Origin of the sequence: Burkholderia sp. Ac-20392 (assembly GCF_017104585.1) — a bacterium.
GTDB classification, from domain to species: Bacteria; Pseudomonadota; Gammaproteobacteria; order Burkholderiales; family Burkholderiaceae; genus Burkholderia; species Burkholderia lata.
Window position 1 is genome coordinate 1 of sequence record NZ_JAAGPB010000243.1, and the last position, 12,494, is coordinate 12,494.

Sequence of the window (12,494 nt, forward strand, 5' to 3'; positions counted from 1 at the left end):
CCGCGGGCAGCGCGCCCTGGTCGGCCGGTTGCGCGAGATAACGGTTCGCGGCGCGCATCAGCGCGGCACGGGCGGGCGAGCTGTCCATCGCCGGGCCCGCGAACTGCAGGTTGGTCGCCGCGTAGCCGGGGTGCGCGGCCACGCTGATTCCGGCGAACGCCGCGCGCTCGAAGCGGCGCTGCAACTCGATTGCGAACACGAGATTCGCGAGCTTGCTGTCGCAATAAGCGAGATAACGGTTGTAGCGATGCTCGGCGCGCAGGTCGTCGACGCGGATCCGGCCGCCGCGGTTGAGGCCGCTCGACATCGTCACGACGCGTGCCCGGCGCGCGGCGCGCAGCGCGGGCAGCAGATGGCCGGTCAGCGCGAAATGGCCGAGGTGGTTGGTGCCGAACTGCATCTCGAAGCCGTCGTGCGTATGGCGCAGCGGCAGGAACATCACGCCGGCGTTGTTGCAGAGGATGTCGACGCGGCCATGGCGTTCGGCCACGTCGGCCGCGAAGCGGGCGATCGACGCAAGATCGGCGAGGTCGAGCGCGTCGACTTCGACGCGGGCATCGGGATGGAGCCGGCGGATCGCATCGGCCGCCTGTGCGGCGCGGGCCGCGTCGCGGCAGCCCATCACGACCGTCGCGCCTTTCGCGGCCAGCGTTTCCGCCAGCTGCCAGCCGAGCCCGCTGTTGGCGCCGGTCACGACCGCGACCTTGCCGCCTTGCGCCGGGACGTGGCGCGCGCTCCATGCATGCATGTCTGCCTCCATCGGCGCGACCGGCGGCCGCGACGCGTAATCATTACATTGAGTGGTGTAACGATAGTGCGCGCGGGCGTGGCAGACAAGCGGGGGAATTAGACCGGCACTTCTAGGGCCGTCGCATCGTGTGGCGCCGCGTGCCGTGACGCGCGGCCGGCAGGATTTACCTGCCGCCGGCCAGCGCGAGCACTTCGGCGGCGGAGATCATCGCGGCTGCGTTCGCGGGGGCCGGCCGTTCGGCCGGGCGGAAGACTTCGTCGCCGCGGTGGATCACCTGGCGCGACAGCGCGCAGGTGCCGGTGCGTTGCGCGAAGCGGCGGCGCCAGCGCTGTTCACCGTAGTGACAGCGGCCGGGTTCGACCCAGCGGACGACGAGCAGCGTATCGGAACGTTCGAGGATTTCGACGTGAACGTCGGCGGGATCGAGCGCAGGCAGGGATTTGGGGGCCTTCATTTTGCCGTTTCCTAAAGCTCGTGCGGTTTCGGCCTTGGCAGTGGATGTCACTACCCGATGGCGAATCCGTAGCGGTTTCCATGAGTGGTGCGCTAAATGTAAGCGTCTGTGACCGGAAAAAACATCCTGTCTGGCTCAAATTACCTTTTGCCGATTTAGAAACAATCCACGCTTATTTTCTTGGAAAGCACAGACAAAAACGCCCCGGACGCAAAGTCCGGGGCGGGAAATCGGCCTGCGCGCCGTGTCTGCTCGCCCAGTCACGGAGCCCATCGCCGGGGGACGGAGGTGCCCGCAGGGATCGAACGCGGGCGGGGTGGCGATGGACCGGAAGCGCAGTCCGGTACGCCATGATGGCGCGCGCATCCCGTTGAGACCCTGACGCGAACATGACTTTTTCGTCAGTTTGGCGCTGCGTCGCGTCGAGCGCGTGCGAAAACCGGTCGAGCGGCCGGGCCAGCCGCGCGTCTGTTGACAGTTTTGTAATCCATCACAATAATGAGAATTATTATCATTTTGGGCGTGATGCTCGCTCATCCCGTAGCAATGTGACCGGCTCGCACCGCGACTCCTCCCACTCTCCGCTGATCGCTGCGTTCATCAAGCACTACGAGGAACTCGTCAATCACGTCCGGCATCGCTTCGGCGATCGCGCATTCGCGTGCGACGTCGTCCAGGATGTCGGCGTGCAGCTCCTTCAGCGTCCGCCGGGCGAACCGGTTCATACTCCGCTGGCCTTTCTGCGTCATCTGTCGATACATCGGGCCATCGACCGATGGAGAGGGGACGAACTGCACGCGAGCCACATGGAGCCGGCCGGGGTCGACGTTCCCGACTGGCGGTCGGACGATATCGACGGCGAGCAGGCACTGAGCTACCGGCAGACCGTGCAGGAACTCGAACGGGCCATCGACGCGCTGCCCGCGCGCTGTCGCGAGGTGTTCATCCTCCACAAGCTGCACGACCTGTCGCAGGAAGAAGTGGCGGCGCAGTTGCGCATATCACGTAACATGGTCGCCAAACACATGGCCCGTGCGATGACGGACCTCACCCCGATCCTGCAGAACACCCTGCACACCAAGACGGCGAATGCCGATGCTGCCTGAGTCCCCCCGTAGTCACGATTCGACGCCTCCCCAAGACGACTCGCTCGATCCTTTCAAGGACGCGTTGCGTGCGCGTTATCCGCTCGACGCGGTGGTGCGCGGCGCGGCGCGGCGACGAACCGCCCGGCGTGTCGTCGGCGGATCGATGCTGAGCGTCGCGGCTGCGCTGATGGTCTGGCATGCCGATCCGGCGTACCGGGTCGACACGCTCGCGACGGCCGTGGGCGAGCACCGCGAGTGGCCGCTCGCCGACGGTAGCCGGCTCGTGCTGAATACCGGATCGTCGGCACGCGTCGAGTGGCACGTGCGCTCGCGACGCATGCTGGTCGAACAGGGCGAGGCATCGATCGAGATCGCGCACTCGTCGTTCCGGCCATTCGTCACGCGCGCAGGCGACGTGACGATCCACGATATCGGCACGAGCTTCACGGTGCGCCGCGATGCGCAGGACGTGCGCGTCGGCGTCGTATCCGGGGCCGTGGAAGTCGCCGTGGCACAGCGCCCGGCGGTGAGGCTCCATCCCGAACAATCCGTCGTCGTCAAAGGCGATCGAATCGGCGCACTCCAGCCGTTCGATCCGGCCGCCACGTTGAGCTGGCGCGAAGGCCGGCTCGTCTTCGACGGCACGCCGTTGAGCGTGGCGATCGCGGAAATTCGCCGCTACCGGCGCGCCCCGGTCGAACTCGACCCGCGCGCCGCCAACCTGCGCTTGTCCGGACAATTCAATACCGACAACGTCGACACGCTGCTGGACATGCTGCCCGGCGTGCTGCCGCTCAACGTCAAGCGGGACGCGGACGGCACGGTGACCGTCGCGCACCGCTGAATCTTCGCTCGAAATAAATTTTCGTCAGGACGTCAACAAACCCGTCGGCTCGTCCGGCAACCCTCGTGAGCGTCATCGATTCATAACGATTCAAACGAGGAGCGGGGGTATGAGGGGCAATGGGCACCAAGCCGGTGTGGGGCGTGTCGTGTGTGTCGCGGTTGCGAGCTGCCTGTCGGCAGCCGCGTGGGGGCAAGGCGGTGACGTGTCGTCATTCGACATTCCCGCACAGCGTCTGGATCGCGCGCTGAATGCATTTGCGCGTCAATCCGGCGCGCAGCTGCTGTTCTCGACGTCCAGTGCCGAGCAGCGGACGAGCCAGGCCGTCAAGGGCAGGCTGACCGCGGCAGCGGCGCTGGCGCAACTGTTGTCGGGTTCGGGGTTGCAGGCCCGTGCGACGGGACGGAACACGTTCACGGTCGAGAGCGGAGCGCCTGTCGCACCGCTGAAGACCGATTCGGGTGCGGGGGCGAGCGCAGATGGGGGTGCCGCTGCGAGTGCGAATGCGGGCGCCGATGCGAGCGCGACCGCAAGTCGTGCCGCGGAGCCGGTGGAACTCGCGGCAATCGAGGTATCGGGCGACCGGACGCACAGCGATCTCGTTCGACCGACCCGGCAGATCACCGTGATCGGTCGCGACACGTTGCGCGACCTCGAAGCCGGATCGAACAATCTGGCGACGGTGCTGAGCAAGGCCGTGCCGGGGATGGCCGATTCGAGCCACACGATGACGGACTACGGCCAGACCCTGCGCGGCCGGAACATACTCGTGCTGGTCGACGGCGTACCGCTGAATACGAATCGCGATTCGGCGCGCAACCTGGCGAACGTCGACCCGAACAACATCGAGAAAGTCGAAGTGCTGCGCGGTAGCAGCGCCGTTTACGGGGCGGGCGCAACGGGCGGCATCGTATCGATCACGACGCGTCAGCCGGGCGGCGCGCCGCGCGCCGAGACGACGGTTTCGATGACGTCGCCGCTGTCGCACCTGGGCAGCGGCGGCCTCGGCGGCACCGTGCAGCAGTTCTTCGCGGGCAGCCATGGCCCCGTCGAGTACGAATTCAACGTCGATGCGCAGCACATCGGCAGTTCGTATGACGCGCGCGGCCATCGCATCGCGCCGGAACCGAGCCAGGGCGATCTGTTCGACTCGAACGTCTACAACGTCGAAGGCAAACTCGGATTCCGGATCGATGCGAATCAGCGCATCGTGTTTTCGGCGAGTCACTACGACGCGAAGCAGGACACCCGCTACGGGAGCGATCCGTCGGTCGCGAAGCTGCCGCCGGGCACGACTGTCGCGCGTCCGAAAGACGGGCTACAACTCGACGACCAGAACCGCATCCGCAACACGCAGCTCAACCTGCAGTACAGCAACAAGGACGTGCTCGGCAGCGAGGTGGCGGCCCAGCTCTACTACCGGAACTACTTCACGCGTTTCGCGCCGTTCGATGCGCGCGCGGTGGCGACGCGCGGCAACAACGTCGATCAGGTCATGCAGGATTCGAAGGTGTTCGGCAGCCGACTGACGATCACGACGCCGCTCGATCGCGCCGGCCGCACGAAGATCCAGTGGGGCGCCGACTTCAACCAGGAACGCAGCGACATGCCGGACGATATTTTCTCGCCGGCCGCTTACGACGCCAGCGGCGGCCTCGTCTACCGCAAGGTCGGCACGCTGACGTACCTGCCCACACTGATCGCGACCAGTGTCGGCGGCTTCGCGCAACTGCAGCACAAGTTCAGCGACAAGTGGTCGGCGGAAGCCGGTGTGCGTTACGAACATGCGAGTGCGAGCTTCGACAGTTTCGTGCCGCTTTCCCAGCTGCGGCTGGCGAAGAAGTACACGGTGCCGGGCGGATCGACCGGCTACGGCGCATGGCTGTTCAATGCGGGCGTCGCCTATGCGCCGGTGCCGAGCCAGGAAATCTACGCATCGTTCAGCCAGGGGTTCCAGTTGCCGGACGTCGGGCTGCAATTGCGTAACGCGACCGCCGGCTTCGACATCCATTCGTCGAGCCTCGAACCCGTGAAGACCAACAACTACGAGATCGGCTGGCGCGGCAGCCTGGGCAATCACGCCGACGGCACGCTCGCTCTCTTCTACACGACGTCGGAACTCGGCGACGTCCAGAGTTTCAACAACGGGCTGATCCTCACGCGCACGGCCGAGCGCATCGCCGGCATCGAAGCGACCGTCGACTACGCGTCCGACGACGACAAGTGGGGCGCGGGCGGCACGATCACCTACATGCAGGGGCGCGAGCGGCCGCAGAACAGCGCGAATTTCCAGAACATGACCGGCTATCGCATTCCGCCGCTCAAGCTGACCGGTTATCTCGAATATCGGCCGAACCTGCGCTGGAGCAATCGGCTGCAGGCAACGTTCTACGCAGCGCGCGATTACCGGCTCAACGACAAGATCGGCTTCGGTCGCATGGACGTGGGCAGCTACACGACCATAGACCTGATCTCGCGCTACCAGATCACGAAGAAGGATCGCGTGACAGTGGGTGTCGAGAACCTGCTGAACCGCTACTACCTGCCGCTCTACAGCCAGCTCATGCGCAACAGCAACAACACGAGCCGCTTGCCCGCGGCGGGTGCCGTGCTGACGGCCAGCTATACGCATCGGTGGTAAATGCGTCCGTTTCATTGCGGCGCGCCATTCCGATCTGGGCAAGCAGGGCGTGGCGCGCCGCCCGAAAAATGGAGGCGGACCATCGGCACAGCGGCGATGCGTGTGGAACAAAATGAAAATTGAAATCATTCGCACTACAGGATGATTTCATCGGCCGCATGCCGGCTTCGAACGTTTTTCTCGACAGGCCGTCGGTCTCGTCGGGCGCGCGTTTGCGATTCGACCGGCCGCCGACTATTGTTGGTTCAGGGTGTGGCGTGCGGATGCACGGGCCGAACGGGAGAACCGCGATGAAAGGCGACAAGAAAGTCATCGAATACCTGAATGCTCAACTGAAGAACGAGCTGACGGCGATCAACCAGTATTTCCTGCATGCCCGCATGTATCGTCACTGGCAACTCGACAAGCTCGGCAAGCACGAATACGAGGAATCGATCGGCGAGATGAAGCATGCGGATGCGCTCATCGAGCGCATCTTCATGCTCGACGGCCTGCCGAATCTTCAGGATCTGCACAAGCTCCTCATCGGCGAGCATACGGAAGAGATCCTTGAATGCGACCTGAAGCTCGAACGTATCGCCCAGGCCACCTGCAAGGAAGGGATCGCGTATTGCGAGTCGGTGCAGGACTACGTGTCGAGGGAAATCCTCGAAGCCATTCTCGACGATACCGAGGAGCACATCGACTGGCTCGAGACGCAACTGGAGCTGGTGCAGAAGGTCGGGATCCAGAACTACCTGCAGTCGGGCATGACGTCGCTCGACTCGTGATCGACAGGGGGCGGGCAGCAAGCCGCGCCCCTCATCCGCTCGCAGGATTGCCTCGCGTGCCGGAACCATTTTCCAGGGCGACTACACGGCGATCGGTCGGGGGCGTATCTCGCCGCGCCGTCCGTTCCGCCTGCGTGGCCGTCGATGCCGTGCAAGCCGTTGCCCGGGCGGCAATGCGTTGACCTGCCGGGTTCTTCTGTCTGAATGCCGACGCATCGTCGAGCGGCTTCAGCCTCCATCCACTCGCCGTCGCGACGATCCCTGATATTTGCACGTGAACCCTGGCTTCCTTGCCGCACGGATGCGAGGCATCCATGCATGGCCGCGATGCTCGCCGTAGCGTGATACGCGACTTAAGGGACACTTAAGCGTCTGCAAGACATGATGTAGCCGGACATTCTCACAACAACACAATGAAAGCCATCTACACGGAACTGGCTCGGGCGGGGATACGACCGACAGCCAGTCGATTCAGCATACTGAAATTGTTCCGCGAGCATCCAGACGCGCATTTTTCCGTCGAGCAGATTTACCGGATGCTCTCCGGCGGCCCGGAACCGGTCAGTCTCGCCAGCACGTACCGCACCCTGTCGGCCTTTGTCGAAAGCGGCCTCGTCACCAGTGCATCGCTCGGCGATTCTCGCGTCGTTTATGAACTGAATCACGGCAGGCCTCACCACCATCTCGTGTGTCGTCGATGCGGGGACATTTGCGATCTTCACGACGATGAACTGACCGCGCAATTCGAGCACGTCGCTTCCCGGCATCGCTACACCTGTCACGCCGCGGCCCTGGTGATTTCCGGAACATGTCCGGCATGTCAGGCGAAGGGCGGTGATTTCCGCCCGCAAGACGGAATGCGGTGAACCGCGGCCGGCAACCTCCCGTTTCGCGAAAATCATCTGACGAATGAACGGGCGTCGAGGCCGGCAATCCAATGCGACCCCTAATTGCAAAATATTGCGTAAACCAATTGAATTGGTTTATAAATCGTAATGATTCTTATTTGTCTTTTTGTCTCGCGCCTTTAAAGCAGAAGGGGTTGTTCCATGTCCGCCGCTCAATTTGCCGTGCATCAGGAAGTGCAGGCGCTCTATCGCAACCACCATGGCTGGTTGCAGGGATGGCTGCGCCGGCGGCTGGGCAACGCTTTCGATGCGGCGGATCTTGCCCAGGACGCGTTTCTTCGCCTGATCCTCAAGCCCGCGCCGAAGGGCTTCGACAGCGACGCCGAGGCGCGGGCCTATTTGCGGACGATGGCGCAGGGCATGTGTATCGACCTGTTTCGCCGCCGTCAGGTCGAGCAGGCATGGCTCGACGCGCTCGCCGCCCAGCCGGAGCCTTATGAACCTTCGCCCGAAGATCGCGCGATCGTCATCGAGACGCTGATGGAAATCGGCGCGCTTATCAGCCGGCTGTCGGACAAGGCAAGGGACGCATTCGTCATGGCGCAGATTCATGGCATGCCCACTCGCGAGATCGCGGGCGAACTGGGTGTCTCCGACCGGATGGTGCAGAAGTATCTCGCCCAGGCGATGTTGCAGCTCGCGTTGCTCGACGCCGGTATCAAGCACTGACCGATGGCTGTCTCGTCGTCCCCATCCGCTGCCGAATCCGGCGTCCAGGCGGATTTCGAAAGTCTCGAACAGGCGGCCAACTGGTATGCGCTTCTGCATGCCGATGGCGGAAGTGGCGAGCATCGCCACGCGTGGGCGGCGTGGCTGGCCGAGCGGCCGGAGCATCGGCGCGCGTGGGCGCATGTCGAAGCGGTCAGCCGGCGCTTCGAGCCGTTGCGGGCGGAGAGCGCAGGCGAGCGCAATGCCGCCGCGGCGGCCGTGCACGTGTCCGCGACGCGTTCGGCGAGCCGGCGTCATGTGCTGGGCAGTCTCGTGGCGCTGGCCGGCACCGGCCTCGCCGGCTGGTTCGCATGGCGTTTCACACCACTGGCGGATCGCATGATGGCCTGGCGATCGGACTACCGCACCGGGATCGGCGAGCGGCGCGACGTGCAGCTCGCCGACGGCACGCGCGTGTGGTTGAACACGGACAGCGCGTTCGACGTGCACTACGACGACACCCGGCGTCTTCTGACACTGACGATGGGCGAGATCCTCATCGATACGGCGAAGGACACGCAGGGGCGGCCGTTCTTCGTCGACACGCCGAACGGCCGGATGCAGGCGCTGGGCACGCGGTTCACCGTGCGGCAGTCCGGTACGCACACGCTGCTGGCCGTGTTCGACGGCCGTGTCGAGATTCGCAACCGGGCCGGGCATGTCCAGATCGTGCCGGCCGGCCAGCAACGGCAATTCACCGCGGACGAGATCCTGGCGCCGGCGCGCGCCGATCCTGCACGCGAAGCGTGGTCGCGCGGCGTGATCCTGGCCGACGACGTCACGCTCGGTGCGTTGATGGCCGAACTGGATCGCTATCAGCACGGGTACATCGGCGTCGATCCCGCGGTTGCCGGCCTGCGCGTGGTCGGCCGCTTTCCTGCCGATCACCCCGACCAGATGCTCGCGATGCTCGAGCGCGACCTGCCGATCCGGGTGCGCCGCACGTTGCCGTGGTGGGTCACGATCGAAGCCCGGCCCCCCGCATGATGCGTCGCCGTGCCGAGGTTACGCAGGGTGTCCGACGCGGTCGCAAAAAAATTCCAGATTCTGGTTCGCATTTCCGGGCGTCATCCGATTAACAGATGAAAGAGGACCATTCGGAGATCAATCAGTGCTCTGAATGCCGACCCGGCGCCATGAGGCGGGGCATCCGCCCCGGCTTGCCGACACCCGCTTCCGTCCGGAACGCGGTGTCGTCGCGATGGCGACAGTCGCAGCCAGCATGGCGCCGCCCGAACGACCGGGCGCGGCCGCTATCAAGCCAAGGTATCCGGCTCTGTTAGACGCGCGATGGACCTCCCTTGCTCACTTCATTCTCAAGGAATGCCGTCCATGCCTCGCCCGCCGTTCTCGTCGCATCCCGATTTTTCGTTGTCCGCGCGCAGCAGTGCGCGGATGCCCCGCGCGCTGCGCACCGCGCAACGGCCCGCCGCGCACGCCGTCCGGTGCGCCGTGCTCGGCCTCGTGCTCGCCGGGAGCGGCGCGTGGCAGGCGGCGTCCGCCCAATCGGCCGCCGGCGCGGCGGCGCAAGCCGCGACCCGGCGTTACGACATCCCGGCCGGCTCGCTGTCGGCATCGCTGAACCGTCTTGCGGATCAGGCCGACGTGATGCTCAGCGTGCCGGGCGACCTGACGGCGGGCAAGACCAGCGCGGCCCTTCACGGCACGTACTCGGTGCAGGGCGCGTTCCAGGCGCTGCTGAACGGCACGGGTCTCGAGCCGGTGCGGCAGTCCGACGGCAGTTTCTCGCTGCGCCCGGCCGTCGCCGCCGCAGGCGCCGAGGCGGGCGTGCTGCCGGCCGTGAACGTGCTCGGCAAGCGGGTCGGCGACGCCATTCCCGAAGCATATGCAGGCGGCCAGGTCGCGCAGGGCGCGAAGGTCGGCATGCTCGGCAATCGCGACTACATGGACACGCCATTCAGCATTTCGAGCTACACCGAAAAGCTGATCCGCGACCAGCAGGCGACCAGCGTCGCGGACCTGCTGACCACCACGGACCCGTCGGTTCGCGCGGCCATCGACAGCACCAACCGCTATGACGCGATCACGATCCGCGGGCTGCGCGTCGAGAACAGCGAGATCGCGCTCAACGGCCTCTACGGGCTGGTGCCCGCCTATCGCGTGGGGGCCGATCCGGTCGAACGAGTCGAGATCCTGAAGGGCCCCGGCGCGTTGCTGAACGGGATGATGCCGCAAGGCAGCGTCGGCGGCAGCGTGAACGTCGTGACGAAGCGCGCCGACGACACGCCGCTCAACCGGCTGACCGCCGAATATGCATCGAGCTCGGTGTTCGGCGGCCACGCCGACATCGGCCGGCGCTTCGGCCAGAACGGCGAATTCGGCGTGCGCATCAACGCGGCTCATCGCGAAGGCGATACGCCGATCGACGAGCAGTCGCGGCGCAATACGTCGCTGTCGGTCGGGCTCGACTACCGCGGCAGCCGCCTGCGCGCGTCGGGCGACGTGATCTACCAGGAAGACTTCATGCGTGCGCCGGTGCGCGGCTATACGCCGATCGCCGGCATCGCGGTGCCGGCGGCGCCCGATTCGCGAACCAATCTCGCGCAGACGTTTTCCTATTCGAATTCCCATAGCCTGACGGCGCTGGGGCGCGCGGAATACGACGTGTCGTCGAACGTGACGCTGTTCGGCGCGGTGGGCATGAACCGCTTCGGCTACGACAAGCTGGAAGACCCGGGCGCGACGATCGTCAATGCGCAAGGCGATGCGAAATCCACGTCGCGATACCAGTCCGGCGCATCGCATGCGCTGTCGGCCGAGGCCGGTGCGCGCACGCGTTTCAAGACGGGCCCGATCGATCACCAGCTCGTCGTGAGCGGCGACTACCTGCAGCAGACGACGTGGTTCGGCCAGACCGCGTACGGCAGCTACGCGACGAACATCTACATGCCGACCCGCCTCGCCGGGCCGGGCGCCGCGGTTTCCGTGTTGCCGGAGACGAAGGACAGCGCGCAGATCCTGCGCAGCATCGGCGTGGCCGATACGCTGTCCGTTGCCGGCGGGCTCGTGCAGCTCACCGTCGGCGTGCGTCGCCAGCAGGTGAGCAGCCGCAACTTCGATACGTCCGGCGCGGAGACCTCGCATTACGACCAGGGCGCGACCACGCCGTCCGTCGCGCTCGTCGTGCGTCCGCTCGACCAGTTGTCGTTCTACGCGAACTACATCGAGGCGCTGACGCCCGGCTCGCCGCCGCCGGCCGACGCGGCGAACCCGAACCAGGTGTTCGCGCCGTTCAAGTCCAAGCAGTACGAAGTCGGCACCAAGCTCGATCTCGGCAAGTTCGGCGCGACGCTCGGGCTGTTCCAGATCGACGTGCCGAGCGGGATCGTCGATCCGGTCAGCAAGCTGTACAGCCTCAACGGGCTGCAGCGCAATCGCGGTCTCGAACTGTCGGGCTTCGGCGAAGTCACGCGCGGCGTGCGGCTGCTGGGCGGCGTCACGTGGCTCGACGCGCGGCTGCGCCGCACGCAGGGCGGCGCGTACGACGGCAATCACGCGATCGGCGCGCCGTCGCTGCAGGCCACGCTCGGGGCGGAATGGGATACGCCGTTCGTGCCGGGCGTCACGCTGACGAGCCGGATGATCTACACGGGCAAGGCCTACGTGAGCCAGGACAACACGCAGCACGTGCCGAGCTGGACGCGCTTCGATCTCGGCGGCCGCTACACGACGAAAGTCGCCGGCCGCGACGTGACGCTGCGCGCGAACGTGACGAACCTGTTCAATCGCGACTACTGGCAGGCGAACCCGACCGGGTACCTGTTCACGGGCGCGCCGCGCACGTTCTGGCTGTCGGTATCGACCGACCTGTGACGTACCTCGGCGGGCCGGGCGCAGACACGCGGCCCGGCTTGCCGATGGTTTGCCGTGCCGAATCTCACCGTCATTGCATGAAACCCCGCCCGGACGGTTCTGGCCCAACGCTCGCCGCAACGGCGGGCGCGTCGCGTGACTTGTTCGCCCGGGTCGCGATAACGGAACCGGCGCTTCGTTGACGGACAGGGATCCCGAAGCGTCCGTCCGAGCAAAAAAGTGCCAGGTCGCCCGCATCCCTCACTCGGGTAAATACCGAATCCCGATTCCGTGACAAACGCGGGATCCCTTCCTATGATTGGTTGGACCTTTAGTCCTTTGTGCCAATCGGCCGATGGGTGGCCGGCTTTTTCGGGAGGGGTGCTCATGAGATTGCAGGGCAAACGCGCGCTGGTGACGGCGGCCGGGCAGGGCATCGGCCGCGCGACCGCGCTGCGGTTCGCGAGCGAGGGCGCCGACGTGCTGGCGACCGACATCAACGAAGCCGCGCTCGTGC

At 65.6% G+C, this 12,494-nt stretch carries 11 protein-coding genes; 9 read left to right on the forward strand and 2 right to left on the reverse strand.

The annotated features are described in order from the left end of the window. On the reverse strand, window positions 1-748 hold a 748-nt coding region (locus G3N99_RS23780; RefSeq protein WP_206123615.1), incomplete at its 3' end, for an oxidoreductase. A 166-nt stretch (window positions 749-914) separates the two neighbouring features. Further along, window positions 915-1,205, reverse strand: coding sequence for a DUF3331 domain-containing protein (locus G3N99_RS23785; RefSeq protein ID WP_011354227.1), 291 nt, complete (start codon window positions 1,203-1,205; stop codon window positions 915-917). Window positions 1,206-1,753: 548 nt separating this feature from the next. Between G3N99_RS23785 and G3N99_RS23790 the strand changes: the two genes are divergently transcribed. From G3N99_RS23790 to G3N99_RS42040, 9 genes are all read left to right on the forward strand, one after another. Next, the gene (locus G3N99_RS23790; protein WP_346778497.1) at window positions 1,754-2,311 is read left to right on the forward strand and encodes an RNA polymerase sigma factor; all 558 of its coding nucleotides are present in this window, start codon (window positions 1,754-1,756) and stop codon (window positions 2,309-2,311) included. Then, window positions 2,301-3,137 (forward strand): FecR domain-containing protein, encoded by an 837-nt coding sequence (locus G3N99_RS23795; protein ID WP_206123616.1) that lies wholly within the window; start codon window positions 2,301-2,303, stop codon window positions 3,135-3,137. Before G3N99_RS23790 ends, G3N99_RS23795 begins: the two co-directional genes overlap by 11 nt. A 109-nt stretch (window positions 3,138-3,246) precedes the next feature. Next, complete coding sequence (locus tag G3N99_RS23800) at window positions 3,247-5,778, forward strand: TonB-dependent siderophore receptor (protein WP_206123617.1); 2,532 nt, start codon at window positions 3,247-3,249, stop codon at window positions 5,776-5,778. A gap of 290 nt (window positions 5,779-6,068) precedes the next feature. Continuing rightward, window positions 6,069-6,548, forward strand: a complete 480-nt coding sequence (gene bfr / locus G3N99_RS23805) for a bacterioferritin (protein WP_174985862.1) — start codon at window positions 6,069-6,071, stop codon at window positions 6,546-6,548. A gap of 413 nt (window positions 6,549-6,961) precedes the next feature. Beyond that, window positions 6,962-7,414 carry a Fur family transcriptional regulator gene (locus G3N99_RS23810; RefSeq protein WP_206123618.1) on the forward strand — a complete coding sequence of 151 codons (453 nt, stop codon included), beginning with the start codon at window positions 6,962-6,964 and terminating at the stop codon, window positions 7,412-7,414. 183 nt (window positions 7,415-7,597) lie between these two features. Then, entirely contained in the window at window positions 7,598-8,125 is a 528-nt protein-coding gene (locus G3N99_RS23815) for a sigma-70 family RNA polymerase sigma factor (RefSeq protein WP_206123619.1), read from the forward strand. A gap of 3 nt (window positions 8,126-8,128) precedes the next feature. Beyond that, window positions 8,129-9,151 carry a FecR domain-containing protein gene (locus G3N99_RS23820; RefSeq protein ID WP_206123620.1) on the forward strand — a complete coding sequence of 341 codons (1,023 nt, stop codon included), beginning with the start codon at window positions 8,129-8,131 and terminating at the stop codon, window positions 9,149-9,151. 345 nt (window positions 9,152-9,496) lie between these two features. Next, entirely contained in the window at window positions 9,497-11,998 is a 2,502-nt protein-coding gene (locus G3N99_RS23825; RefSeq protein ID WP_241011817.1) for a TonB-dependent receptor, read from the forward strand. Window positions 11,999-12,358: 360 nt separating this feature from the next. Further along, a partial coding sequence (locus G3N99_RS42040) for an SDR family NAD(P)-dependent oxidoreductase (RefSeq protein WP_346778498.1) occupies window positions 12,359-12,494 on the forward strand: 136 nt, incomplete at its 3' end.